The organism is Vibrio sp. sp1 (genome assembly GCF_016920955.1).
Lineage (GTDB): Bacteria > Pseudomonadota > Gammaproteobacteria > Enterobacterales > Vibrionaceae > Vibrio > Vibrio alginolyticus.
In genome coordinates this window covers 1,576,931-1,602,409 of the sequence record NZ_CP060589.1, presented here as the reverse complement: position 1 = coordinate 1,602,409, position 25,479 = coordinate 1,576,931, and the positions used below count along the sequence as shown (strand labels likewise).

At 46.8% G+C, this 25,479-nt stretch carries 24 protein-coding genes; 9 read left to right on the top strand and 15 right to left on the bottom strand.

The genetic code is table 11. The features are described 5' to 3' along the window. Positions 1–228: 228 nt before the first annotated feature. On the top strand, positions 229–2,550 hold the full coding sequence (locus H9L11_RS07560) for a Tex family protein (protein WP_205391078.1): 2,322 nt from the start codon (positions 229–231) through the stop codon (positions 2,548–2,550). Between the two features lie 104 nt (positions 2,551–2,654). Here H9L11_RS07560 and H9L11_RS07555 read toward each other — a convergent pair whose 3' ends face one another. Beyond that, a complete protein-coding gene (locus H9L11_RS07555; protein ID WP_005379316.1) occupies positions 2,655–3,119 on the bottom strand; it encodes a hypothetical protein in 465 nt (154 codons plus the stop codon). A gap of 124 nt (positions 3,120–3,243) precedes the next feature. Then, positions 3,244–4,011, bottom strand: a complete 768-nt coding sequence (bioH, locus tag H9L11_RS07550; RefSeq protein ID WP_005384724.1) for a pimeloyl-ACP methyl ester esterase BioH — start codon at positions 4,009–4,011, stop codon at positions 3,244–3,246. Positions 4,012–4,095: 84 nt separating this feature from the next. On the opposite strand from bioH, the gene H9L11_RS07545 reads away from it, so the two are divergent. From H9L11_RS07545 to cysQ, 4 genes are all read left to right on the top strand, one after another. Then, a complete protein-coding gene (locus H9L11_RS07545; RefSeq protein WP_033905914.1) occupies positions 4,096–4,821 on the top strand; it encodes an amidophosphoribosyltransferase in 726 nt (241 codons plus the stop codon). 97 nt (positions 4,822–4,918) lie between these two features. Then, on the top strand, positions 4,919–5,503 hold the full coding sequence (gene nfuA, locus H9L11_RS07540; RefSeq protein ID WP_005379313.1) for a Fe-S biogenesis protein NfuA: 585 nt from the start codon (positions 4,919–4,921) through the stop codon (positions 5,501–5,503). 176 nt (positions 5,504–5,679) lie between these two features. Next, on the top strand, positions 5,680–6,249 hold the full coding sequence (gene nudE / locus H9L11_RS07535; protein WP_005379309.1) for an ADP compounds hydrolase NudE: 570 nt from the start codon (positions 5,680–5,682) through the stop codon (positions 6,247–6,249). Positions 6,250–6,293: 44 nt separating this feature from the next. After that, a complete protein-coding gene (cysQ, locus tag H9L11_RS07530; RefSeq protein WP_005379308.1) occupies positions 6,294–7,121 on the top strand; it encodes a 3'(2'),5'-bisphosphate nucleotidase CysQ in 828 nt (275 codons plus the stop codon). A 312-nt stretch (positions 7,122–7,433) separates the two neighbouring features. Here the strand turns inward: cysQ and H9L11_RS07525 are convergent, their stop codons facing one another. Genes H9L11_RS07525 through gspC form a run of 12 tightly spaced genes read right to left on the bottom strand, consistent with a single transcriptional unit; the run spans position 7,434 to position 18,742 of the window. After that, positions 7,434–8,195, bottom strand: a complete 762-nt coding sequence (locus H9L11_RS07525) for a type II secretion system protein N (RefSeq protein ID WP_033905913.1) — start codon at positions 8,193–8,195, stop codon at positions 7,434–7,436. A gap of 1 nt (position 8,196) precedes the next feature. Next, positions 8,197–8,688, bottom strand: coding sequence for a type II secretion system protein M (locus H9L11_RS07520; protein ID WP_005383002.1), 492 nt, complete (start codon positions 8,686–8,688; stop codon positions 8,197–8,199). A gap of 7 nt (positions 8,689–8,695) precedes the next feature. Further along, positions 8,696–9,898 carry a type II secretion system protein GspL gene (gspL, locus tag H9L11_RS07515; RefSeq protein ID WP_033905912.1) on the bottom strand — a complete coding sequence of 401 codons (1,203 nt, stop codon included), beginning with the start codon at positions 9,896–9,898 and terminating at the stop codon, positions 8,696–8,698. Further along, a complete protein-coding gene (gspK, locus tag H9L11_RS07510; protein ID WP_005379302.1) occupies positions 9,867–10,877 on the bottom strand; it encodes a type II secretion system minor pseudopilin GspK in 1,011 nt (336 codons plus the stop codon). Before gspK ends, gspL begins: the two co-directional genes overlap by 32 nt. Beyond that, complete coding sequence (gspJ, locus tag H9L11_RS07505; protein WP_005382998.1) at positions 10,870–11,547, bottom strand: type II secretion system minor pseudopilin GspJ; 678 nt, start codon at positions 11,545–11,547, stop codon at positions 10,870–10,872. Before gspJ ends, gspK begins: the two co-directional genes overlap by 8 nt. Then, complete coding sequence (gene gspI, locus H9L11_RS07500) at positions 11,534–11,923, bottom strand: type II secretion system minor pseudopilin GspI (RefSeq protein ID WP_017635009.1); 390 nt, start codon at positions 11,921–11,923, stop codon at positions 11,534–11,536. Before gspI ends, gspJ begins: the two co-directional genes overlap by 14 nt. After that, on the bottom strand, positions 11,910–12,509 hold the full coding sequence (locus H9L11_RS07495; RefSeq protein WP_017635010.1) for a GspH/FimT family pseudopilin: 600 nt from the start codon (positions 12,507–12,509) through the stop codon (positions 11,910–11,912). Before H9L11_RS07495 ends, gspI begins: the two co-directional genes overlap by 14 nt. A 29-nt stretch (positions 12,510–12,538) precedes the next feature. After that, the gene (gene gspG / locus H9L11_RS07490; RefSeq protein WP_005379298.1) at positions 12,539–12,982 is read right to left on the bottom strand and encodes a type II secretion system major pseudopilin GspG; all 444 of its coding nucleotides are present in this window, start codon (positions 12,980–12,982) and stop codon (positions 12,539–12,541) included. A 59-nt stretch (positions 12,983–13,041) separates the two neighbouring features. Next, entirely contained in the window at positions 13,042–14,259 is a 1,218-nt protein-coding gene (gene gspF / locus H9L11_RS07485) for a type II secretion system inner membrane protein GspF (RefSeq protein ID WP_033905910.1), read from the bottom strand. Then, positions 14,259–15,761, bottom strand: a complete 1,503-nt coding sequence (gspE, locus tag H9L11_RS07480) for a type II secretion system ATPase GspE (RefSeq protein ID WP_033905909.1) — start codon at positions 15,759–15,761, stop codon at positions 14,259–14,261. Before gspE ends, gspF begins: the two co-directional genes overlap by 1 nt. Beyond that, positions 15,761–17,779, bottom strand: a complete 2,019-nt coding sequence (gene gspD, locus H9L11_RS07475) for a type II secretion system secretin GspD (protein WP_005379295.1) — start codon at positions 17,777–17,779, stop codon at positions 15,761–15,763. The genes gspE and gspD overlap by 1 nt, the downstream gene beginning before the upstream one ends. Before the next feature lie 36 nt (positions 17,780–17,815). Beyond that, positions 17,816–18,742: a type II secretion system protein GspC gene (gene gspC, locus H9L11_RS07470; protein ID WP_005379294.1), complete on the bottom strand. Its 927-nt coding sequence runs from the start codon at positions 18,740–18,742 to the stop codon at positions 17,816–17,818. A gap of 253 nt (positions 18,743–18,995) precedes the next feature. Between gspC and hslR the strand changes: the two genes are divergently transcribed. The 4 genes from hslR (at position 18,996) to H9L11_RS07450 (ending at position 24,562) form a co-directional block, all read left to right on the top strand. Next, on the top strand, positions 18,996–19,382 hold the full coding sequence (gene hslR, locus H9L11_RS07465; protein ID WP_005379292.1) for a ribosome-associated heat shock protein Hsp15: 387 nt from the start codon (positions 18,996–18,998) through the stop codon (positions 19,380–19,382). Positions 19,383–19,413: 31 nt separating this feature from the next. Then, positions 19,414–20,289, top strand: coding sequence for an Hsp33 family molecular chaperone HslO (gene hslO / locus H9L11_RS07460; RefSeq protein ID WP_005379290.1), 876 nt, complete (start codon positions 19,414–19,416; stop codon positions 20,287–20,289). 336 nt (positions 20,290–20,625) lie between these two features. Continuing rightward, positions 20,626–22,254, top strand: a complete 1,629-nt coding sequence (pckA, locus tag H9L11_RS07455; protein WP_005379288.1) for a phosphoenolpyruvate carboxykinase (ATP) — start codon at positions 20,626–20,628, stop codon at positions 22,252–22,254. A 190-nt stretch (positions 22,255–22,444) separates the two neighbouring features. Continuing rightward, positions 22,445–24,562: an AsmA family protein gene (locus H9L11_RS07450; protein WP_005379285.1), complete on the top strand. Its 2,118-nt coding sequence runs from the start codon at positions 22,445–22,447 to the stop codon at positions 24,560–24,562. On the opposite strand, the gene H9L11_RS07445 is transcribed toward H9L11_RS07450, so the two are convergent. Then, positions 24,548–25,465 (bottom strand): bifunctional GNAT family N-acetyltransferase/hotdog fold thioesterase, encoded by a 918-nt coding sequence (locus tag H9L11_RS07445; RefSeq protein ID WP_005379283.1) that lies wholly within the window; start codon positions 25,463–25,465, stop codon positions 24,548–24,550. The two genes, H9L11_RS07450 and H9L11_RS07445, sit on opposite strands and share 15 nt — an antisense overlap. Positions 25,466–25,479: the final 14 nt, after the last annotated feature.

Sequence of the window (25,479 nt, the reverse complement as noted above, 5' to 3'; positions counted from 1 at the left end):
ATTATCCGTATAAGCCGAGGTACATTTAGTGATATCAACAACCGTGGAATTAGGTTAGTCGATAATTGCGGATATAAGTTCTCAATTTAATTACAGTTTTGACATAAATCTGACTGATGTCCACCAGCGCCCGGTAAATTTTTGCCTCGTTAATTTAAAACATTGCAAATTCTTCGAACGACCCCAATGTTCTATACAACCAAAACCGAATTAAAAGAGAAAACACGGATGAGCCAAGCTATCTGTCGCATGATTGCTCAAGAACTGAATGTTCGCCCAGAGCAAGTCAACGCCGCTGTCACCCTAATTGATGATGGCAACACTGTCCCTTTTATTGCACGTTACCGCAAAGAGGTGACGGGGGGCCTTGATGATACCCAGCTTCGTACTTTGGACAGCCGTCTGTCTTACCTTCGTGAAATGGATGATCGCCGTCAAACCATCCTCAAATCAATCCAAGAGCAAGGCAAACTGACGCCAGAGCTAGAACAAGAGATCGCGCAGGCAGACAGCAAAACTCGTCTTGAAGACTTATACCTACCTTACAAACCCAAGCGTCGTACGAAAGGTCAGATCGCGATTGAGGCTGGTCTTGAGCCGCTCGCAGATCAGCTTTGGAATCACCCACAAACCGAGCCAGAAAGCGAAGCAAGCAAATACCTTGATGCAGACAAAGGCATCGCAGACACCAAAGCTGCATTGGATGGCGCTCGCGCGATCATCATGGAGCGCATCGCAGAAGACGCAAACTTACTGGAAAAAATTCGCAACCACTTAAATCGCAATGCGGAACTGGTCTCACGAGTCGTTGAAGGCAAAGAGCAAGAAGGCGAGAAGTTTAAAGATTACTTCAACCACAACGAGCCCCTAAGCAAAGTGCCATCGCACCGAGCACTGGCGATGTTGCGTGGCCGTAACGAAGGCTTCCTGACATTGGCGATGAACGCTGATCCAGAACAGGAAGAAGGCGCTCGTCAGTCTTACTGCGAAACGATTATCGCCGACCATTATGGCGTAACGCTAAGCAGCGCACCTGCGGATACCTGGCGTAAGCAAGTGATCAGCTGGGCATGGCGCATCAAAGTATCGATGCACATGGAAACCGAGCTAATGGGCGCAATGAAAGAGCGCGCTGAAATCGAAGCGATTGAAGTATTCGCCACTAACCTAAAAGACTTGTTGATGGCAGCACCGGCTGGCCCTCGTGCAACACTTGGTCTCGATCCGGGTCTGCGTACAGGTTCAAAAATCGCGGTTGTCGACTCAACAGGTAAAGTGCTTGCAACCGAAACCATCTACCCTCACCCACCACAAAAACAATACGACAAGTCAGCACAAATCGTTGAGCAGTTGGTGCGTAAGTACAACGTGGATTTGATTGCGATTGGTAACGGTACGGCTTCACGTGAAACCGACAGCTTTGTCGCAGACGTCATCAAACGTGGCAACCTGAAAGTTCAGAAGATCATAGTAAGTGAAGCGGGGGCTTCGGTTTACTCAGCGTCTGAGCTTGCAGCAAAAGAGTTCCCGAATATGGACGTATCACTGCGTGGTGCAGTGTCGATTGCACGTCGTTTGCAAGATCCATTGGCTGAACTCGTGAAAATTGATCCGAAATCTATTGGTGTGGGTCAATACCAGCACGATGTAAGCCAATCTATGTTGGCAAAACGCCTAGATGCGATTGTGGAAGACTGTGTAAACGCGGTTGGTGTTGATGTGAACACTGCTTCTGCGGCGCTACTGACGCGCGTAGCAGGCTTATCAAGCACCATCGCGCAGAACATTGTCGACTTCCGCGATGAGAACGGCCGCTTCGAAGCACGTACAACCTTGAAGAAAGTACCTCGTTTAGGTCCTAAGGCGTTCGAGCAGTGTGCGGGCTTCCTGCGTATTATGGATGGTAAGAACCCACTTGATGCGTCTGCGGTTCACCCAGAAGCGTACCCAGTGGTCAAAGCGATTTCTGAGAAGAACAACAAAGATATCAAAGCACTGATTGGTGATTCAAGCTTCCTTAAAGGTCTGCATGCGGTCGATTACACCGACGATAACTTCGGCGTTCCAACCATTACAGACATCATCAAAGAGTTAGACAAGCCGGGTCGTGACCCACGTCCAGAATTCAAAACGGCGACGTTTGCAGAAGGTGTAAACTCGGTATCTGACTTGGAACCGGGCATGATTCTAGAAGGTGTGGTATCGAACGTAGCCAACTTCGGTGCCTTCGTTGATATCGGCGTTCACCAAGATGGTCTCGTACACATCTCTGCACTGACAGATCGTTATGTGTCTGACCCACGTGAAGTGGTGAAAGCGGGCGACATCGTCAAAGTGAAAGTGATGGAAGTTGACGTGCAGCGTAAACGTATTGCTCTATCGATGCGTATGAACGACGAACCGGGTCAAGACAACCGTAGCCAACGCTCATCAGCAGCGCCGCGTCGTAATGACCAACCGCAGCGTCGTCAGCCTCGCCGTGATGATTCGTCATCGAACAGCGCGATGGGCGGTGCATTTGCTGCAGCGTTTGCTAAAGCGAAAAAGTAATCTTACCTAGGCTTCACCGCTAACGAGCTTTCATAACTAAAAAGAAAACGCTCCAATCAGTCAACCTGCTTGGAGCGTTTTTGTTTGAGTAGGATATTGAGTCGTCATAATACTGCTATCACTTCTGACGGGGTATGGGGAGCGACTGCATGACCATAATGAAACTTGATCACCTTCCTGCGCTTTTCCATTAATCCTTCATTGATCGCAGCATCCAAAATGCGCTTTGGTAAGCGAAAGCGGATCGCGTAGCCTTTCCCCTGGTCTTCACTATACGATTTGAGCGCAAGCAAACTAAAAAGCCGTTCTAGTGTATCTTCCGGCTCTTCTTGATAACGCGTGTCGACTTCCGTTTCCATATCATAATCAGGATGCTCTGAAGGATCCCAAGAAGACTGACGTCGGCGCTTGTCGTCACCTTTTACTTTTCGCTCTGCATTGGTTTTGGCCAATGCGACCGTTGGCGTTACAGGCTCTCGGACTTTATTGTCGCGAGCTGCTTGTTCCGTCTGCACATTCACGGATGGGGCGATCAGTGGCACACTTACGTTGGTCGGTGACACAATCATTGCGAACCCTCCTCAGAGTCGCCCAACTCGTCAATATGGCTTAGCTTTATTGGCTAATAAAACCTCACCAGTCTTTATATCGACCACTTTTTAAACAACTTGAGGTATTTCCGCTCGTACTTGCTCAATCGTGAGCAAACTCTCGGATTTGAACACAAAATTCGTCATGTTCGGTGATAAAAGGCGCATGAGAGGACTGATTAAAAACAAACTGCTGGGTATGAGGCAACTGTTCACTTAAATCGTTAGCTACTTTAATTGGCACCAACCCATCTAAACGGCCATAAAGACGCAACATTGGAACAGAAAGAGACGTCAACGCATCGCGCAGATCCACATCAGCAAGGATGTTTAGCCCAACCAACAGCGATTCAGGGTTTGGCTGAGGGCGCGATAGTACCGCTTGCTTGAGCTGTTTAACGTCTTTACGCGCTGATGGGCTGCCCATCGCTTGCAACGCCATAAAGCGCTCAATGGTCAGTGAGAAATCTTCTAGCAACTGAGAGGTAAACGCACTCAGTACATTCGGTTGAATGCCGCGCCACGGTTTTTCTGCGGCAAATTTAGGTGAGCTGGCAACCGTAATCAACTTAGCCACGCGCTCGGGCATATTTAATGCCACATGCGTCGCCACTAAACCTCCGAGGGACCAACCAAGCCAAATCGCTTTCTCTGGCGCACCTTGCACCACCAAGTTAGCAATATGGTCTAAATCTTCAGCATGAGATTCGGCGCTATGTCCGTACCCCGGAAGGTCAACCACATGAACTCGGAAATAAGGTTGAAGAGACTCGACTGTCTGCTGCCATACCGCACCATTCATGCCCCAACCATGAAGTAACACCAAATCTGGTCCTTGACCAAATGACTGCCAGTGTAATTTCGTGCTCATGCTCTCAATCTCTCCCACTTATTTTATTCCCTACGGCTTCAGCCAAGCGTTAGGCTGAGTAAAATATCACCATGAATAAACGCTATGTTATCTCATCACTGGCAAAACATCATGCACCGCGTATTGAGCAGTCAATGCGGCCTGTGTCGGTTCCCTATTCAAACACCAAGCCACACAAATACTCTGCGCTGGTGCGAGCACTGTTTAAAATACCTAACTCCGGTAAAACGATGTCAACGCTGCGGTTTATCATTACAGAAAGAAGAAATGAGTACGGATAGTATTTGTGGTGAATGTCTTTCAAAGCCACCGCCATGGCAAAGGCTATACACGTTAGGCGATTACGACTTTCCCCTTTCACGGGAAGTACAACGCTTTAAAGATCACGGAGAGTCTTGGCATGTAAAAGCATTAACCGAGCAACTGGCACAGCGCATCACCACGCCAGCTCCAATCATTACCAGTGTGCCATTGCACTGGCAGCGTTACCTGCGCCGGGGTTTTAATCAAAGTGATGTTTTAGCCCGACACCTCGCCAAGCAATTGCAGACTAATTTTGATGCGAAGGTCTTTCGTCGAGTAAGGCTCGCCCAATCACAGCGTGGTAATACCAAAACAAGCCGTGAACAAAACTTAAAAGGCGCGTTTATTCTCAATAAGCGCCCTCACTCTTCCCATGTTGCCATCGTCGATGATGTAGTCACCACAGGCAGTACCGTCCGACAATTATGTCATTTACTACTTGAAGTTGGCGTAGAAAGCATCGATATTTACTGCATCTGCAGAACACCTGCTCCTCGTTCTCTCTAGATCGCTTCGCCATGCCTTAGCATCAAAAAGACTAGACCCATACGTCAACAAGAGTAGAATAGCAGCAGTAACCTACAAATTTACTCGGGTATTCGTCGTGTCAAATATTACTATTACAGAAACTGCGCAAACGCATTTCGCTAACCTTTTAGGTCAACAACCTGAAGGCACTAACATTCGTATTTTCGTTGTGAACCCAGGTACACAAAACGCTGAGTGTGGCGTGTCTTACTGCCCACCAGAAGCAGTAGAATCGACCGACACTGAACTCTCTTACAGCGGTTTTTCAGCTTACGTGGATGAGCTGAGCCTGCCATTCCTTGAAGACGCTGAAATCGATTTTGTTACCGATAAAATGGGCTCTCAGCTAACGCTAAAAGCACCTAACGCTAAAATGCGTAAAGTTGCGGACGACGCACCACTGGTTGAGCGCGTTGAGTACGTTATCCAAACCCAAGTCAACCCACAGCTTGCTGGCCACGGTGGTCACGTAAACTTGGTTGAGATCACTGAAGACGGTGTTGCAATTGTTGCATTTGGTGGCGGTTGTAATGGCTGTTCTATGGTTGACGTAACACTAAAAGAAGGCATCGAGAAAGAGCTGCTAAACCAGTTCATTGGTGAACTAACCGCAGTTCGTGATGCTACAGAACATGACCGTGGTGATCACTCTTACTACTAAGAGTAAACACTGTCAGAAAATGGGAGGCTTCGGTCTCCCATTTTTGTATCGATACTGAGGTGATGCTGAGATGCTTAGCTCGACTCGTAAAATCCGCTAGAAACTCAGGCGGAGTTCTCATATATTAAGAATCTTACGCATCTCGTAAACGCCAACGACACCAAGGAGCCAGCGTCATGCCGAAACGAACCCCACCAGAGATACTCTCATGCCAGACGGTTGCAAAATCCAAACTGTTTGCTGTGGAAGCGCTCGACCTTCGTTTTTCCAATGGTGAGCATCGTACTTATGAGCGTATGAAGCCAAGTGGACGAGATGCTGTAATGGTGGTTCCTGTAACAGAACAAGGCGATTTATTACTGGTGCGTGAATACGCCGCTGGAACTGAACGTTACGAGTTAGGTTTCCCAAAAGGGCTGATTGACCCAGGAGAAACACCACATCAAGCTGCGGATCGTGAGTTAAAAGAAGAAATCGGCTTTGGCTGTAATCAGTTAACCCCGTTGAAACAAGTTATCCTCGCGCCATCTTACTTTTCGAGCAAAATGACTCTATTTTTAGGACAGGCGCTTTATCCAGAGAAGCAAGAAGGCGATGAGCCTGAACCACTGGAAATTGTGCGTTGGCCACTTGCGCAAGCCGAAGAGTTATTAACTCACATGGATTTCTGTGAAGCACGAAGCATCACAGCGCTAATGTTGGCACTGAAACACTTACCAAACACCACTCACAAGCATAACCAATAACGGTCATTAGAACCGAATAACACTGTGAGTAAGGACTATCACTTATGCCAATGACAAAAGATCTATCTCACCTACTTCCTCAAGTCATCGAGATTGCCCGCAGTGCTGGGCAAATGATCCTCGAAATATATGAAAAGAAGCAATACGAGGCCTACACCAAAAGTGACGAAACTCCCGTAACAAGTGCAGATATTGCAGCTCACAAGTTCATCACTGAACGCTTGAGTGATCTGACGCCTGACATTCCCGTGTTGTCAGAAGAAGACGCAGACATAAGCTTAGAGCAACGCGCTCAGTGGGAACGTTATTGGTTAGTCGACCCTCTTGATGGTACTCAAGAATTCATCGCTCGCAGTGGTGACTTTGCCACTATTATTGCGTTGGTCGACAACAATCGACCAACCATGGGCGTCGTTTACGGCCCTGTATCTGGCGTGACTTACTACGCTTATAATGGCAAAGGCGCCTGGAAAATTCCCGACATGTCGGACAGCGTCAAAATCCATACACACAAACACGAACAGCCAGAGCAAAGCATCGCAATTGCTATTAGTCGTCGCCAAGACATCAATCGTATTACTAACCGTATGAGCAGCGCCTGGAATTACGACTTAATACCGCTCGGTTCTGCAGCATTGAAAGCATGCCTCGTCGCGGAAGGGGCGGTAGATTGCTATCTCCGACTAGGTCCAACAGGTGAGTGGGACACCGCTGCGACACAATGCATTGTTGAAGAAGCTGGCGGACGTATTCTCAGCACGCAATTAGAACCGCTGTCATATAACGAGCGGGAAACACTAGAAAACCCGAACTTTATTGTTCTTGGTGATGCGGATTTACCTTGGAATGAGATTTTACAACGCAAAGATTAAGCGCCTTATCGGTAAAATTTAGAGCACAAAGTTCTAGCAATAGAAAGGCCACGAATATCTTCGTGGCCTTTTCTTTTTGACCTTCTGTACAGCACTTGGAGCATTTGGCCTACTATGTTCCAACTGCTTGCAAAGCTGAACGAAAGAAAAAATTAATTAAAAATCAATTAAAAATCAAGGCTTTAAACTTTCACTCATTCCCAATCAAGATCGAATGTACAGCGAATAGAGGTTTTAGCTTACGATGATCCAAAAGCAAAAAGAGCTGCGCACTAGCAGCTCTTCTAAGATATTGGATTTTGTCACGATAGGTTAGAAGCGCCCTTGGTAATTAAACTCATATTGACCTTGAGCATTCGGCTTACCCAACCATTTCAGTTGCTCCCCCATGCTGGATGGGAACTCTGCACCAGGTTTGAACCACGCTTTGGTTGAGTACCGTTGATTAGGCATCAGTTCAGCGGAAAACGCCGCAGATACTTGTTTGCTGCTCTGCTCACCAGTTGCCGTCAATACACTATCCTGACAGTTTATATCGGCAATCACAGGACCGAGATCTAAGCTGCCAACGGGGCTTTGAATACCACTGGCATTCCATACTAAAGTGCCTTCACCGTTCTTACACCAAGGCACAGCATAAGTCGCATGACGAATATTCAGCTCAAGCTGCCCATCAACACCAACAGGCACAGGGAGGCGCGCTTGCTCAACAACTTTTACCGCCGGAATCGAGGCAACTAAGTTTTTGGCATAAGGGCCATCACTTAAGCTATAGCCGACAAAACCGCGCCCACGAACGTCCATTTCACTACCACGACCAAAGCGCACAGCAAACTCAGCTTTACCTGTCAGTAGACTCGACCATTGGAAATCCCAATTAACTTCTCCAAGGTTCTGGCGCTGCCAACGAATACTAGAAGCTTGACCTTGCCATACCGAACCGTTGGCTCCTTGAATGTCCAGGCCTCTCACTGTTGGTGCTTGTTGTAACACCCAAGAGACTGGTAATCCCATTAAAAGACTGACTGAAAAAAAGACGATAAAGATAACAACGTAAAGTACTGCTCGCTTCACCTTAACCTCGCTTAAACTGAAGGCGGTTTACATCGATCATGCCCGCTTGCTCTGTTCGGTCGATATCTAAAAATTCGACTTCAATACCCTGTTGCTCTTTCAAGTAACGTAACCAATCCACTAGTTGATTAAACGCGAGTGGTTTGATCCACACTTGAACGCTCTCATTACGAGGTTGTACTCGAATCAACTCAACTTTATAACGACGAGCTGAAGAAGAAACCAACTGATTCAACGGTTGACTAGAGTAGCTCACACCGCTGCTTTTTCGCAGTGCAGTGATGCCATCCGCTTTATCTTGTACCCAAGCTAGCAACTGCTTTTCACTTTGAATACGTGACTGAGCTAGCTCCGCACGTTGACTCATTGGCTGTAATAAACCCCAATAAATAATACCGATAACGGCAATAGCGCCACATCCCATGACCAAACGCTGCTCACGCTGCGAGATGCTGCTCCACCAAACCTGAGCTTGAGAAATTAAATTTTTCATCATCACCTCACAAACGCTTCAAAACAAAGCTGCCAACCACAACGTTATCGCTACGGTTCAACTGACCTTGCTCAACATTAAACTTCTCTGCCAATTTCACACGAGCCTGCTCAAAAGGTTGGAAGTCTGAACTACGAGCCTGAATACGTACTTCGCCACGTTGTCCGTCGTATTTAAAGCTAGTGATCTCCAAGTCACTGACCTGACCAAGCGTCGCGGGTAATGCCGCCAACCATGACAACATTGCCTGCTGACCACTTCCACCAGATAAGCGGCGCTCTTCATCATCCATTTGTCGTTTGAGGTAACTAACGGTAGGAATGCGTCGTTTATTTGGGAACACCTGGCGGAAAATACGCTCACTCTCCTCACGATACGCTTGAGCTTGTGCTTCGTACTTATGGACCACGAGCAACTGCTGCGCAACCATAACGACGATAAGCACCCCCGCAGCAATGGTGGCTTTTTGCCAGAGCTTCCAGTATTTACCCCAAGAAGATTTCGGCTTGAAGCTCCCAGTCAGCAAATTGACTTTGCTTTCTGTCACCCCCTTCGCCAGTAAAGCCATCGTCATTTCTTCTGGTTGCGGATCCCATATTTCAGGTAACGCAGATTCCGGGACCGAGCTAAAGCAATCGAGCTTCCAACCTTCATGATTTTGTAGATAAGAAGAGAGGTAAAGGTCTAACCAAGAAGCGTCGACAACCGCGCCCTCTGTCGCAGAGTGACGAATTAGCCATTGCTCGCCAATCATTGCAGCACTGCTGTGATCTCCACGAACCGGTAACGCAAGCACATCGGGTAAAATGCGTTTAATGGCGATACCTTGGCTTGAGAAACGTTGCAGTACAGTCTGAATCCAAGCACGTTCAACTGCGCAAATCTGCGCTTTATCCGCTTGTTTACCCAACACGCTAAAGTGCAGGCCATCAACGTCCTGAGCAACTTCGTCTTCCACTAAGTACGGTAACATCGCCTCGAATTGGCGTGTTGCACCAGGTGGTATATCCACTTGCGTCAGGACCACATCATTACTCGCCAACAGCGCCACAACTTGGCGCTGACCAGCATATGAGACCAATTCATCTAAGTGTTCCCACCCGGCGATTTCACCGCTAGCAATCACTTCCTGTTGATCTGTCGACCACACCACCCAAGGAATGGTACTTTGTTGTTCGCTACTCAGCCGAACGGTCAGAAACTCGCTCACTGATCCCTCCAAAACGACGGCGAACTACGGTCACCGTTTCTCTATTTGTACTTTGCAAAAGGCTTCGGATACGTACACGTGATTCATCCACCAACACTTGTGCATCCAATTCAAAAAAGGCGCTATCTACACCCAAATAGCCTTTGGCGTTTTTCTTTACATCTTCACTTAAGCCAGCCATTTCTGACTCTGCTAAAAATTCATCAATGCTATCCCACCCATCAAATGGGCGTTTTTCAATTAGCTGAATCGCATCACTACTGCTTAAGTTTGGTGAGAACATTGCCACCAAAATCGGAGCTTGCTCAACATCAATCGTATTCACGTTTAAACGCCAGTCATCACTTGGCAATGCACAGACCAACGGCTCCAATTTTTGGAAAATTTCACCACTCACCTGATAGACAGCCCGTAACTCGGAAGCATCTGCCATCCAACCATTTGATGCCAAATAGGAAGGTTTCATCGCTTCATATGTGCTGTCTTCAACCCCAGTAGTCGAACGGACAGAGTCATCAGCATCAATGTATTCCCAAGTAGAGTCTGCAATGATTTCTGCTTGATATGGCTCGACATCCAACTCTTCTAATAGGCGCTGCAATACATTCACTAAATATGGTCTTGTAATTTGCTGACCCGTTGGTTGCACACGACTCAATACATTTAGATTAAAGCACGCTTGCTTGTCTCTAATTCGTCCCGCCGCTTGACCATAATCTAACGGATAGACTTGCTCTTTTATCGCCCACGGTTGACTCATATTAATCGTGTCGGTGTCTTTATAACTTTGCTCGATACCCACTTTTGCTAGCGCCTCGACGCCAAGGCTGTACCAATACGCTTGCTGGTAATTGATTTGATTAGCACCTCGCTGAAACTGCAAGAACAAACGTTCTGACATACTGGCAGCAACCGTCGCCATAATCGCCAGCAACATCAACACTATAATCAAAGCAACACCGCGCTGACGGTTAACCATTATTGCTGTCTCCTGAACTTTCCTCTTTCTGACTCAATGTGCCATCAGGAGTGAGATAAGTGCGGACAATTTCTCCATAGTCTTTGAGAGTGAGAACAACAGAAACCGCTTTCGGCAGCGCTTTTTCTTCAGCCCACTCTTTTTTCCATTGCTTACCATCATAGAAACGCATATCAAATGACTCGACCTGCGTTAGCAATGGAGTAACAGTGCCTTGTTGCCCAACCGGCGTATCAGGGTAGCGCCACCATACTCGCTGCAGTGTTTCTTCTTTTAAGCGATAGCCAACCTTGGTTACTTCTCCACGAGGGAACTGCTGCTGAGGGTTGTGCCAACCTAAACGGGCAAACATCAGCCCTTTAGTATCGGAGTCCAACAGGTAATCGGACCAAAAAATTAGCCGGCTAGCAGGCTCTTCACCATTAGTACGTGTTTGACGCATCGCCATTTGACGAAAATCGTTATCCATCATCACCATGGCACGCTGAATTTCGTTTAAGCGTTGGGTTCGTTCTTGTGATAGCGCATTGCTACGCTGTACTTGCGATACCACTTGGTACGCTGCGACACTTAAACTGGCAAAGATGGCAATCGATACCAACACTTCAATAAGTGTAAAACCTTTTACCCTTTGGCGCGTGTTTGCGCGGGGATGATTATTGCGCCACATAGCTTCGTACCGTTACTACAGGGCTCGCGCTTTTCTCTACCGAGACGCTTACATCAAATGCTTTCAGCAATGGCTGCGTCGTGGCGACTGGCGTGACTTTCCAGAACCAAGTGCGTCCTGCCAGCTCTTCTGTGCCGTTTTTCGCTTTGAGTTCTCCGGTATTCAACATCACATTTGCCATCTGATTATCCACAACCATGGCTGCAAACATTTTTTCTTCTAGATAACTGATTGTATTAATATGCTGGCTCACAGAGCGAATGACACTGATGGCAGCGGTGGCGAAAATGGCCAGTGCGACCAATACTTCCAGTAAGGTCATGCCTCTCGTCCGGCGATGACTCAAATTGGGGCGAGCTTGCTTAAAATTGCGCATTCTCATCCTCTTTCACTTCTTCGCCCGGAGCTAATAACAAAATTTGTCCACTTTCTTTGCCAATGACTCGCCAACCGTCATTAAAGGCATCACCATTTTGCGGAAAAAAAGATAGGGTAAATGGCGTGACTTCGGCGCTGGAAAAGATAAACACTTGCGGTGGCTCAATTTTCTTTTCGTCCTCTTCTTCTGCGAACATGTCTTCATCAAAAAGAGAACCTGGTTTGAATAAGCGCTCATCATTATCCCAAGCACCACCGCCGAGTTCGAGTTGTAGCGTAATATCTTCTTCTAGCTTGGTTTTGCTCGGAATCTGCTTTAATTTCAGAGGCTGCCAACCTTCTGAGGTTAAACTCAGTAGAGCGTAGGTCGATTTGGCATCATCCACTCGAACGCCAAAATCTTTACCGCTCAGCACCGCTTCTTCATTGAGCAGCTGTAAACGCTGAAAAAAGCTTTGAGCATACTGTTTGGAAAGATCTTTTTGGCTAGTCGGTAACGTCGAGATCACGGCCACAGCCGTAAGAGATAGCAAAACCAGCACCAATAGAATTTCTATCAATGTAAAACCGTTATGTTTTCGCATTTGTTTCATTAGTGCTGGCTTAGGCTCAATTATTGGAAGTCTTGCATGTTCCAGTTGCCAATATCTGCAGCTGGGCCTTCTCCACCCTCTTGGCCATCTGCGCCTAGAGTGAAGATATCGATTGTACCGTTATCACCTGGGCTTAAGTATTGGTACTGGTTGCCCCAAGGGTCATTAGGAAGACGTTTGATGTAACCACCATCACGGTAGTTGCGTGGCTCTGGGTTAGATGGCTTACTAACCAATGCTTCTAGACCTTGGTCCGTTGTTGGGTAAACGCTGTTATCCAACTTGTACATATCTAAGGCATTTTCCAACGCGACAATGTCCGTAATCGCTTTTTGTTGGTCAGCCTTCTCTTTGTTACCCAATAGGTTTGGAACAACAAAACTTGCCAAAATACCTAGGATAACCACAACAACCATCACTTCTAAAAGTGTAAAACCCTGTTGTTTACTACGCTTAAACTTCATTTTTTTCTCCGAAAGTTAGATTAAAGCCATGCCGTTAGTAGACACGTCTTAATTCGAAATTATCCGCTCATCAAGTTATTCATTTCTAACATTGGCATCAAGGTCGCCATCACAATGAACAACACTAATCCAGCCATTAATGCAATCAGCGCAGGAGTAAACACACCCAGAGCAATATTGACTGTTGATTCAAAGTTTTGATCTTGGTTATCGGCTGCCCGCGTCAACATGCTCTCTAATTCACCACTTTGCTCACCACTGGCGATCATGTGTAGCATCATTGGTGGAAACAAGCGGGTTTGGTCCAACGCCTTACGCAAACTAGCGCCCTCTCGAACGTTATCCGCTGCAAGCAACACTTGCTGCTTCACATAACGATTAGACATAACATCTACCGCAACGCGCATACCCTCTAGAATTGGAATCGCACTGGAAGTACAGATCGAAAGCGTTCGTGCGAATCGTGCGGTATTCAAACCTCGAGAGATCTTACCTATTAGCGGTAAGCTCAAGATTTTTCTGTCCCAAGCTAAGCGAAAGTCTGGCTTTTGCAACGCCAGTTTGAGGCCATAGAAAAGCACCACCAGCACAACGAAAATAATCAGCCCCCAATCTTGCACAAACTCACTGGCTGCCAGTAAAAATTGCGTCGATTGAGGTAACTCTTGGCCCATCTGAATGATGGGTTCAATGATTTTAGGAACCACTGTCGCCAATAAGAACGAAACGATGACAACCGCGAATACCACCAAAACTACAGGATAAATCATGGCTTGAAGCAATTTAGATCGCATCTTTTGGCGGTTTTCGACATAGTCTGCCAAACGCTCTAATACGGTATCGAGGTGACCTGATTTTTCACCCGCCGCAACCATGGAGCGGTACAGTTCATCAAACACGTGTGGGTAATCGGCAAAACTGTCGGCAAGCGGATAACCCTCAGTTACTTTCGAGCGAACCGCAGCCAACATAGAACGAATCCTCGGCTTTTCAGCCTGCTCAGAGACCGCACGCAAACACTCTTCCAAAGGCATTCCTGATTGGACTAGCGTAGACAATTGCCGTGTGATGAGTGCCAGCTCAGATGTCGAGATGCCGCGCTTAAAGCTGACTGAACCTGAAGACTTAGCCGATTTAGCTTTCGTCTCGACCACTTCAATCGGGATCATCCCTTGCTCTTTGAGTCGCTGGCGCACTTGTCGGGCGTTGTCCCCTTCTATCGTGCCTTTTTTATGCTTGCCTTTTGCATCTAGCGCTTTGTACTCAAATGCCGCCATTAGGTTTCCTTCGTCACTCGCATCACTTCTTCAAGTGACGTAATACCACGACGTACTTTGCTTAAACCATCACTGCGAATACTTGGCGTATGGGCGCGAACGGCTCTCTCAATTTCTTGTTCACCAGACTCTCGATGAATCAACTCTTGCACTTGCTCATCAACCATAATGAGCTCGTGGATACCTGTTCGACCTCGGTAGCCTTTTTGGTTACACGCTTCACAGCCTTTTGCTCGGTGCAGTTCTAACGGTTCATGCGCTTCCATACCAAACAGTTTTTTCTGTTCCGCATCGGCTTCATACGACTCTTTACAGCTTGGACAAAGCGTTCGAACTAAGCGCTGCGCTAGCACCCCTAATAACGAAGAAGAAATAAGGAATGGCTCAATACCCATATCACGTAGACGCGTAATCGCACCCACTGCGGTGTTGGTGTGGAGAGTAGACATTACCAAGTGACCCGTTAAGGACGCTTGCACTGCAATTTGTGCGGTTTCTAAGTCACGGATCTCACCGACCATCACCACATCCGGGTCCTGACGCAGAATGGCACGCAAGCCGCGCGCAAACGTCATATCGACCTTTGGGTTCACCTGAGTTTGACCGATGCCATCAATATCAAATTCGATCGGGTCTTCAACCGTTAGAATGTTGCGCTCGTTGCTATTGATCTCTTGCAAGCCAGCATACAAGGTGGTTGATTTACCAGAACCTGTCGGGCCCGTCACCAAGATGATACCGTGAGGGCGGCCAATCAAGTGACGGAAGTTGTCATGCACTGAAGGTGTCATGCCCAAACTATGTAAATCAAGACGAGTCGCGTTTTTATCCAACAAACGCATTACCACGCGCTCACCATGTGAGGACGGCATCGTAGATACACGCACGTCCACCGCACGACCACCGATACGCAACGAAATACGGCCATCTTGAGGCACACGCTTTTCTGCGATATCTAGTTTAGCCATAACCTTCACACGAGAAACTAGCAAAGGCGCTAGCTTACGGCTTGGAGTCAGGACTTCACGCAATACGCCATCGACACGGAAACGAATCGAAAGGGTTTTCTCGAACGTCTCAATATGAATATCCGACGCACCTTCTTTGATCGCTTCGCCCAACATGGCGTTGATCAATTTGATGATTGGCGCATCGTCTTCCGATTCTAATAAGTCTTCATCGTGCGGCAGTTCTTCAGCCAAAGAGAAGAAATCATCGCTATCAGCACCAATATCTTCCATCAACTGACGCGCTTCAGACGAGTCGCGTTGATATGCTTCAGTCAGCTTTTTATCAAAGGCTTCTTTATCGATAGGTTGCGGTACGAAGCTTTTCTTTAATACACGACGGACTTCAACCAGAGCCGCAGGGTTAAGCGGCTCGACATAGTAAAGAATAGGTGGACGCTCAGGATGCTCTGTCTCCAGCACCAGTTTAAAGCGGTTGGCAAAACTGAATGGCAGACGACGCATACTTGGCGCTGTGTCTAACATATCAACCATTAGTTGTTTTCCATTTGATCAATAAACGCTTGAATCTCTGTTGGGTGCTGACGCTCCTGGCCAAAGGCAGGCATAACCGGGATCTTCTCGTCTGCCATCAACTTCAACCCTTGATCCGCTTTATAAAGCTGTTCTGCGCGAATAAAGTTGTATTTACGCTGCGTAATACCGTCAGCCGTCACACCATCGCGAATAATCGTCGGCTTGATGAACACCATCAAGTTACGTTTTTCTGTTTGCGTGCTAGTTGACTTGAACAGGTGACCCAGTACCGGAATGTCACCCAATAGCGGCACTTTAGACTCACTTTCAAGTGCGCGTTCATCGACCAAACCACCAAGAACCAACATCTGACCATCTTGGATCATGACAGAGGTGTTTAACTGTCGTTTAGCAAAGCGAACGTCAACCGCACCGTTTGCGCCTAATACGTTGGAAACTTCTTGTTCAATGTTTAACTGTACAGAGTCACCTTCGTTAATTTGTGGCACTACTTTGAGTTTGATACCGACTTCTTTACGGTCAACCGTTTGGAATGGGTTGTCGTTGTTTGAGCCAGCCGTAGAGCCCGTAATAACCGGAACCTCTTCACCCACAATAAATGATGCTTCGCCATTATCCATTACGGTAATACTCGGAGAAGATAGAATGTTTGAGTTGGAGTCAGAAGCAACAGCACTAATTAGCGCTGTCCAGTCACCCATGACAATACTCATTGCCGCACCATTTACTCCGCTAAGTGCTGACGCTAGCGTAGAGTAGTCACCTGATTCAGTAACATCATATGGCGTTCGTTCGCCATTAGAGTTGGTATAGTATTCAGTTCGGGTTTGATCTTTTGCTTCTTCTAGCCCAACCATCACCTGACCAATCGGGGCTCCTGAGTTACCGTACTGAATTACAGCACCCGTTTCTAATGAACCCCACTGAACACCTAGGTTAATACCATCACCTTCAGACATTTCGACAATTAACGCTTCAATAAGAACCTGAGCACGACGAATATCGAGTTGAGAAATGACGTCTTGTAATGCCATCATAATATCTGGTGGCGCTGTTAAAACTAACGAGTTAGTTGCAGCGTGAGCAGCAATGACGACCTCACCACGCGATGCACCTGATGTTTTCTGACCGGCTTGTTTTTCAGCTTGCAGGTTATCGGAAACACCTTTCAATACATCCACCAAATCTTCAGCTTTCGCATTTTTCAGGTACACAACTCGGTTGTTACCTTTTGTCGCCATTTCAACATCAAGTTGACGAATCAAACGTTTCAAGCGGGCTCTTACTTTTGGATCACCAGAAATTAAAATCGCGTTAGTACGTTCATCGGCCACAATTTTAGGTTCAAGGAACTCTGGCGTGCTTTTCTGATTCGCACTTTTATTCAGTGCTTCAACAATGCGTACCATTTCAGCAGCAGATGCATTACGCAGCTCTACCAATTCAATTTCTTTATCACCGGCTTGGTCAACACGCTTGATGATCTCTGCTAAGCGATTCACTACTGCCGCACGACCTGTGATCAAGATAATATTCGCTGGATCATAATGAACCACGTTACCGGCACCGGCGTTATCAATCAGCTGACGAAGTAGAGGAGACAACTCTCGAACCGACACATTACGCACCGCGACAACTCGAGTGATAACACTATCGCCTTGCGCGCTGCCATCACCTAACACAGGGATTGCTGAGGTTTTTGAGTCTTTTGCTTTGATAACCTTAAGTACCCCATTGTCCATTTCTACGACTGCGTAACCGTATACTTCAAGGACATTAAGGAAAAAGCTGTAGTATTGCTCTTCGTTAAGAACGTCATAGCTGCGGACATCGATTTTACCGCGTACTGAAGGATCAACAATGATGGTCTTTTCGAGGTTACGACCAACTATGTTGATGAATTCTTGAATATCAGTGCCTTTAAAGCTCGCACTAAATTCGTTTGCCATTGCACCTGGTACGCAGAGTAAACTTCCTGCTAGTAGCCAAGCACTTTTGCTGAACCAATGTTTCACGTATGTCTCCCTGAACTTACGCCGGTTGCCTAAGTCTTACAATTGGATATAGATATCGTACTGTTGGCCGTCTCGCTCAACAGTTAAATTTAATTCTTGCGGATCGCTCATCACTTGCATCAGTTGTACTGAAGAAGACGGGTCACTTAAATCGATCCCGTTCAGTTGAACCGCAATATCGCCAGGTTGTAGCCCTACATCATTAAATAATGCGGCATCACGACCAGGTGATACTCGATAACCAACAATGTCTCCGTCTTTTTTGACGGGTGAAATGGTGATGTATTTAAAAACGCTTTGTGGATCTTTCGCAATTTCCTCGCGGATTTGCTCTAATTTCTCTCCAACGTCAGACGTCGCTGCTTCTGCTCGCTGAGCTTGCGCCCTAGCTACCTGCGGCGATTCAGATAGCTTCTTATATTCTATACCTTCCATCATTAAGGTCTCGTCTCGACCTTGGTTATCAATGATGACGCGATCCACCAATACCGCTTTTAGTGTCGCACGTGTCCCTTCGATTTCTTCACCCAAACCGTACGTAGCTTGCTTACCTCGGTTAGCAATAACAGCAAGGCTGGTGTTGGCATCACTACTTGCAACCGCACCGACCAGCGTAAGGTTAAGGCGCGTCTTAGGGGCGTCTTTAACAATAGGCTGTTCTACAACCGCCGCTTTTTGCTCAGTGTATTTACCGAATAGGTTGGCATTCTGAAGGGCATTAAAATCTATCGCGTCGCCTTTATTGCTCGCAGCAACGCTACTCGCCGATGGACGCCATTGCGGCACTTCCGACGATTGAGGTATGGCTAACCACACAATTTTGCCAAGTATCCATCCGGTTATCGCAATAAACAGACAGGTAAGCAACAAGCTAAGTTTGGCTTGAATGGTATAATGATTGGACTTGATCTGAGCCAGTAGCGGTCTGCTTGATAATCCTGCACTTAGCTCTAAACGTTTCACTGAATGGATTCCTTTATTCTAACGTCCGTCATTTAAGCTATAACGATAGCTATCGACTTTAAATTGCTAAATTTGCAATAAAATTATTACTCAACAAAGAGCAGTGAACTATATCACAAGTTGTCTTTCATACCTTTTTCTTATGCAGTTTTTGCCAACTCCCTTGAAAAAAATACGCCTTGACTCCATCTGTAGGTGAATAATCCATCACTCATTGCCGTATTCGGGCAGTGATTAGATAGCGTAGTGTTCTATGAGTTCCCTAAATGAAGCCGTTAGGCTAGATAAATGGCTATGGGCCGCAAGATTTTACAAAACCCGCTCCATCGCACGTAACATGGTCGATGGCGGTAAAGTCCACTATAATGGCCAACGAAGCAAGCCGAGTAAAATCGTTGAAGTGGGCGCTGAAGTCAGACTTCGTCAAGGCAACGAAGAAAAAATCGTGATCATCGAACAAATCTCAGATCAACGCCGAGGCGCTCCCATCGCACAAACCTTATATCGCGAAACCAATGAGAGTATCGCGAAACGTGAGGAACACGCGACTCAACGTAAGCTTAATGCCCACAACCCAAGTCCGGAACGCCGCCCAGATAAAAAGCAGCGCCGAGACATCATTAAGTTCAAACACCAATAAAAGCCGGAATTACCAACGAGGAAAGCACTCCATGGCAAATAATGTTTTAAACCGCTACCTATTCGAAGATCTTTCAGTACGTGGCGAGTTGGTACAATTGGATGAAGCGTACCAACGTGTTATCTCCAGCAAGGAATATCCGGCAGCAATAGAGAAACTGCTGGGTGAGCTACTCGTTTCAACTACTCTTTTAACTGCCACTCTTAAGTTCGAAGGTTCGATCACCATCCAGCTACAAGGCGACGGTCCTGTGTCTCTTGCCGTTATCAACGGTGACCATAACCAACGTGTTCGTGGCGTAGCTCGCTGGGAAGGCGATGTTGCCGATGACGCAAACATTCACGATCTAATGGGTAAGGGCTACCTTGTGATCACCATCGAACCGAAAAACGGCGAGCGTTACCAAGGCGTCGTTGGACTAGAAGGTGACACTTTAGCAGAAGTGCTAGAAGGCTACTTTGCAAACTCAGAGCAGTTAAAAACGCGCCTATGGATCCGCACTGGTGAGCATGAAGGCAAAGCACACGCAGCAGGTATGTTGATTCAAGTGATCCCTGACGGCACTGGCTCTCCAGATGATTTCGAACATCTAGAGCAGCTCACTGACACAGTAAAAGATGAAGAATTGTTTGGTTTAGAAGCGAACGAGTTATTGTATCGACTATATAACCAAGACAAAGTACGTCTGTACGAGCCGCAACCTGTCGAGTTCCATTGTGGCTGTTCTCGTGAGCGTAGCGGTGCCGCAATCATCACCGTTGAGAAAGCTGAAATTTATGACATTTTGGCAGAAGTTGGATCAGTTTCTTTACATTGTGATTACTGTGGCACAACTTATACGTTCGACGAATCTGAAGTCACTGAACTGTATGCACAAGCTTCTACGGACAAGAAAACCCTGCATTAATTTACATAGCTTATCAAGCACGTAATTTACCCTACAAAAGGCCAGCTTAATGCTGGCCTTTTTGTGATCAACCCCTCGTAATAACTAGCCTCAAGCGTAATAAAACAACTGCTTAATTTTAAACAATTAATAATGATTTTGCCCTAGCGCAAAGGATTGCGTGCACGATAGACTATTCCCACCAATATGTGACGGGTTACCTAAAACCTTATTGAAATCATGGGTAAATTTTGAGCTATCTCCCTGTTTTCTCCCCGCCCCGTTGCTAGCATGGTGAGCAGATTAAAATTAAAACATTCTTACAAAATCCCTACAAAATCCTTATAAGGAGCACCTATGACCGTTATGGAACATACTAAGGCTGCAACACTTGATCTAACCAAGCACGGACTGCATAACGTAAAAGAGGTTATTCGCAACCCAAGCTACGAAATGTTGTTTGAGGAAGAAACGCGTGAAGACCTAACCGGTTATGAGCGCGGCGTGGTTACTGAACTAGGTGCGGTTGCCGTTGACACTGGCATCTTTACTGGTCGCTCACCAAAAGATAAATACATCGTCAAAGACGCTACGACAGAAGAACATATGTGGTGGACGTCTGATCAAGTGAAAAATGATAACAAGCCAATCACTCCTGAAGTGTGGGACGAGCTAAAAGAACTGGTCACAAACCAGCTTTCTAACAAACGCTTGTTTGTTGTTGACGGTTACTGTGGTGCAAACCCAGATACACGTTTGAGCATTCGTGTTATCACAGAAGTCGCATGGCAAGCGCACTTCGTTAAAAACATGTTTATTCGCCCGACAGAAGAAGAGTTAGCGACATTTGAACCAGACTTCGTAGTAATGAATGGCGCAAAATGCACTAATCCAAAATGGGAAGAGCAAGGCCTGAACTCAGAAAACTTCACCGTATTTAACCTAACCGAGCGCATGCAACTTATCGGTGGTACTTGGTACGGCGGTGAAATGAAGAAAGGTATGTTCGCCATGATGAACTACTTCCTTCCACTAAAAGACATCGCATCAATGCACTGTAGCGCTAACATGGGCAAAGATGGCGATGTAGCGGTATTCTTCGGTCTATCTGGTACGGGTAAAACGACCCTGTCGACTGATCCTAAACGTGCGCTAATTGGTGATGATGAGCACGGCTGGGATGATGACGGTGTCTTCAACTTCGAAGGTGGTTGTTACGCAAAAACCATCAAACTTTCGAAAGAAGCGGAGCCGGACATCTACAACGCAATTCGTCGTGATGCACTGCTAGAAAACGTAACAGTACGTGGCGATGGCTCTATCGACTTTGATGATGGTTCGAAAACAGAAAACACACGTGTTTCTTACCCTATCTACCATATCGATAATATCGTTAAGCCAGTATCAAAAGGCGGTCACGCGAATAAAGTGATCTTCCTATCAGCCGATGCATTTGGCGTACTGCCTCCAGTATCTAAATTGACACCTGAGCAAACTAAGTACCACTTCCTGTCTGGCTTTACCGCCAAACTAGCGGGAACAGAGCGCGGTATTACTGAGCCAACACCAACTTTCTCTGCTTGTTTCGGCGCGGCGTTCCTAACGCTTCACCCAACTAAATACGCAGAAGTACTGGTTAAACGCATGGAAGCAGCAGGCGCTGAGGCTTACCTAGTGAACACAGGTTGGAACGGCACTGGCAAACGTATCTCTATTCAAGATACACGCGGAATTATTGATGCCATTCTTGATGGTTCGATTGAAGAAGCACCAACTAAGCACATTCCAATCTTCAACCTTGAAGTACCAACGTCACTACCAGGTGTGGATCCTAGCATTCTAGACCCTCGCGACACGTACGTTGACCCACTTCAGTGGGAAAGCAAAGCGAAAGATTTAGCAGCGCGCTTTATCAATAACTTTGATAAGTACACAGACAACGCTGAAGGTAAATCCCTGGTTGCGGCTGGTCCTCAGATTGATTAAATCGAGTAACAGCGACGTCGCGTAAACGCAGTGAAAAGTTGGCATTAACTTATCACCTTTACGTAGGCCAAGTTACAAAAATTGCTTCAAGCCCCTCTTTTGAGGGGCTTTTTATTGAATACCACAGAATATTGATACAAGCTAAAGCCTATCTAGTTTTATTTCATAACACACGTAGGTTCTAGCAAAGATGAAAACAGCGCGTCGAGTTCTACTTCTGTTACTGGTTATCTTAGTTGCCATTCCAGCCGCTACGATTGCGCTGCTAACAACATCTTACGCGGACGCAACCTGGCGCTTGCTGTCAAACACCTTTTCTCTTCCCTTCCGGGCCGGAAGCGTGCGTTATGGCTTTCCCTATCACCTAACTTTACAACGCGTGAACACCAGCGGAGACGATGCGTCTTACATCGAGCAAGTCGATTTATGGATGAATCCCGATGTTTATCGCGATGGTAAATGGATCGTTGATAGTTTATTGATTGATGGTATGAGCTTGCAGTATGGCGCACCAAAGCTCCCACCTTTAGACAACGTTTTATTCCATCAAATCGCGCTCAAAAATATTGATTACGCCGACGAGCAGTTCTCTGCCAATGGCATTGACCTTCAAATTCAATCACCACAATGGAATGGTCATTTAATACCATATGGCGAAGTTCAACTTGCAGCTGACCAACTCTATTGGAATGGCGAAGCCTTTAATCAAGTCTTAGTCGATATAGACTACAAACCGCAAGACAGTACGCTTTATGGCACCTCTTTTAACTGGCGTAACAGTCAAATATCTGGGCAAGGGGAGCAGTATCCTCAAGGCTGGTCTTTAGTAAATGTGACCATCAACAAGCTGAAACTGAGTAATACGCAGCGCCAATCACTGCTTGCAAAACCTTGGCACGATCTACCATTTAGCATTAATCATATTAATAGCTTAGATTTGCTTAACGCCGATATTGAATGGGGCGACTGGCACTGGCAGAACTTGGATCTTTCTGTGGAAAACGCCACGCTGCCACTGTCTCTCTGGAAGACAAAAGCTCAAGTGTCATTGCAGGCGGATAGCGTTCGATTCCAGCAGCAAACCGCAATAGAGCCACGTTTGAGTGCCGCTATCGAGCCAGGAGTAATCCAGCTCAACGAGCTCAGCTTAGATTGGCAGCAAGGTCGAGTGCAAGTTTCTGGATTGTTCACGCCAACACAATGGAAGCTCAAAGAAGCCTCTATTCAAGGCCTCAAGTGGGCAACACAGCCAGAAGACAACCTAAATTGGTGGCACGCCGCCACCAGCGAGTTAGAGCATGTTGCAATCGAACGACTCGACATTGAGCGCAGCCAAATTATCCAGCTATCTCACGAACCTTATTGGCAACTTTCCGGTTTAAATATCGAAGGGCAACAGCTTGATATTAAACAGTCTGCTCAACGTTGGGGCCTTTGGCAAGGCGAATTGGAAGTCAGCGTTGTCAACGCCAGCTATGACCAAATACTCACATCTCACGCAGCACTTGCCATGCAAAGCAAAGATGGCTTTTGGCAATTGACTCGCCTTTTTGCGCCACTCGAGCAAGGCTACGTAGAAGGCATCGGACAAATAGATTTGAGTACCCCGAGCCAACCTTGGGCGCTCAACGTCAATGCTGATGGTATTCCCTTATCGCTCTTCCACGATTATTTTTTACCCGACACACTGGCTATTGATGGTTTTTCCGATCTCAGCCTCGATCTACAAGGGTTATCAGGTGATCGCAACATGCTGGCCTACAGCTTATCGGGTGAAGTGGAAGCCAATCTCCGAGATACCCGCTTGAAGTCCCAAGCGGATCATTCGCTCAAAGCCATTACCTTAAGTCCACTGCGTTTAAGCGCGCAACGAGGGGAAGTTGCCATAACGCCGGTCACCATCTCAGGAAAAGCCATAAGTGGTAAGGTTTGGGGAACATTTGATATGGCCAACAACCCGCTAAGTGGCATTACTTATCAATTGGAAGAGTCGTGCGGAAACATTGAAGGCGATCTACTAAGTGGCGAAACCCACCGTAATGAGTGCGTGAACGCATCAAAACTGGCCGAGCCTACTGATATTGAGACTCCACAGAAAAATGAACCTTCCATCGAGCAGCCAATCGTAATTGATAACATCAATTTGGAGACTCAAGAGGAAGAGCTTTACGAAGAAGTTATCGAAGAAGATGAAGTACCCGACACGAATTCCGCAGCAGAACAAACCCTCTCACCGACAGAGCAAGAAGGTGAAACAGATAAGCGCCCAGCAGATCAGTCGGCGCTTACCCCATCAGCAACTGAGTAACTGCGAGTAGTTCGGTATCAGCATATAGGTACCGACAAAATCCACAGCTGGCGTGTCACCACTATAAATCACTACGTGAATAACGATGCGTGCTTTGCGTCCCGACTCCAATCGGTCTAGGTCACCACTGATCCCATCCAACGAAGTACTCGCCACGGGGTTTTGTTCGACTGGTTGACGATAACGAATAGAGCTGTCGGCCAACACAATATCACCGTGCAACCCACGCTCTTTAAGCAGCAGCCACGTCATCCCCCACCCTGTCAAGGTTGCTAAGGTAAAAGCTGACCCGGCGAACATGGTGTTATGCGGATTAAGGTTAGGATTAAGCTGCGCACAGCATTCAAACTGGTAACCCGTGTACTGATTAATTTTGATCCCCATTTTGTCGCTAATTGGGATTTGTTGCTCCCAGCGCTGTTGAAGCTCAGTACACCATTCAGGGCGACGTAACACATTGGCCATCGGATCCAGTTGCTTCACCATTTGCTGATGGCGCACAGGGCCACGCTCATCGGTTAGCTCGCCTCGACGCTCAAAGCCATTTTTTTCATAAAAGGCGATGGCATCTTCACGGGCATTACACACCAAGCGTTTCGCTCCTTCTTGGCGCGCTAACGACTCTAGTGCAACCAAAACCAGCGAACCCATTCCTTTGCTACGGCGATTATTTTTAACCGCCATGTAGCGGATCTGGCCATCATTATCCGGTGTAATGTATAAACGGCCAATCGCCATAGGACGACCTCGTCCATCAACAATCATGCGGTGATGGCTCATTTCGTCGTATTCATCGCGCTCTGAGCCGATCGGCATACGCCATGGCTCACGAAGCAGTTGCCAGCGAAACTGATAATACTTGTTTATCTGATTATCGGTTTTGGGAGTAATGAGTTTGAACATATCAATCCTTTGAA

What these genes read in the sequence shown, in the direction of transcription:
- H9L11_RS07560 (WP_205391078.1), top strand. Translation starts at nt 229, where the DNA reads ATGAGCCAAGCTATCTGTCGCATGATTGCTCAAGAACTGAATGTTCGC.
- H9L11_RS07555 (WP_005379316.1), bottom strand. Translation starts at nt 3,119, where the DNA reads ATGATTGTGTCACCGACCAACGTAAGTGTGCCACTGATCGCCCCATCC.
- bioH (WP_005384724.1), bottom strand. Translation starts at nt 4,011, where the DNA reads ATGAGCACGAAATTACACTGGCAGTCATTTGGTCAAGGACCAGATTTG.
- H9L11_RS07545 (WP_033905914.1), top strand. Translation starts at nt 4,096, where the DNA reads ATGTTATCTCATCACTGGCAAAACATCATGCACCGCGTATTGAGCAGT.
- nudE (WP_005379309.1), top strand. Translation starts at nt 5,680, where the DNA reads ATGCCGAAACGAACCCCACCAGAGATACTCTCATGCCAGACGGTTGCA.
- cysQ (WP_005379308.1), top strand. Translation starts at nt 6,294, where the DNA reads ATGCCAATGACAAAAGATCTATCTCACCTACTTCCTCAAGTCATCGAG.
- H9L11_RS07520 (WP_005383002.1), bottom strand. Translation starts at nt 8,688, where the DNA reads ATGAAAAATTTAATTTCTCAAGCTCAGGTTTGGTGGAGCAGCATCTCG.
- gspK (WP_005379302.1), bottom strand. Translation starts at nt 10,877, where the DNA reads ATGGTTAACCGTCAGCGCGGTGTTGCTTTGATTATAGTGTTGATGTTG.
- gspJ (WP_005382998.1), bottom strand. Translation starts at nt 11,547, where the DNA reads ATGTGGCGCAATAATCATCCCCGCGCAAACACGCGCCAAAGGGTAAAA.
- gspI (WP_017635009.1), bottom strand. Translation starts at nt 11,923, where the DNA reads ATGCGCAATTTTAAGCAAGCTCGCCCCAATTTGAGTCATCGCCGGACG.
- H9L11_RS07495 (WP_017635010.1), bottom strand. Translation starts at nt 12,509, where the DNA reads ATGCGAAAACATAACGGTTTTACATTGATAGAAATTCTATTGGTGCTG.
- gspG (WP_005379298.1), bottom strand. Translation starts at nt 12,982, where the DNA reads ATGAAGTTTAAGCGTAGTAAACAACAGGGTTTTACACTTTTAGAAGTG.
- gspF (WP_033905910.1), bottom strand. Translation starts at nt 14,259, where the DNA reads ATGGCGGCATTTGAGTACAAAGCGCTAGATGCAAAAGGCAAGCATAAA.
- gspE (WP_033905909.1), bottom strand. Translation starts at nt 15,761, where the DNA reads ATGGTTGATATGTTAGACACAGCGCCAAGTATGCGTCGTCTGCCATTC.
- hslR (WP_005379292.1), top strand. Translation starts at nt 18,996, where the DNA reads ATGAGTTCCCTAAATGAAGCCGTTAGGCTAGATAAATGGCTATGGGCC.
- hslO (WP_005379290.1), top strand. Translation starts at nt 19,414, where the DNA reads ATGGCAAATAATGTTTTAAACCGCTACCTATTCGAAGATCTTTCAGTA.
- pckA (WP_005379288.1), top strand. Translation starts at nt 20,626, where the DNA reads ATGACCGTTATGGAACATACTAAGGCTGCAACACTTGATCTAACCAAG.
- H9L11_RS07450 (WP_005379285.1), top strand. Translation starts at nt 22,445, where the DNA reads ATGAAAACAGCGCGTCGAGTTCTACTTCTGTTACTGGTTATCTTAGTT.
- H9L11_RS07445 (WP_005379283.1), bottom strand. Translation starts at nt 25,465, where the DNA reads ATGTTCAAACTCATTACTCCCAAAACCGATAATCAGATAAACAAGTAT.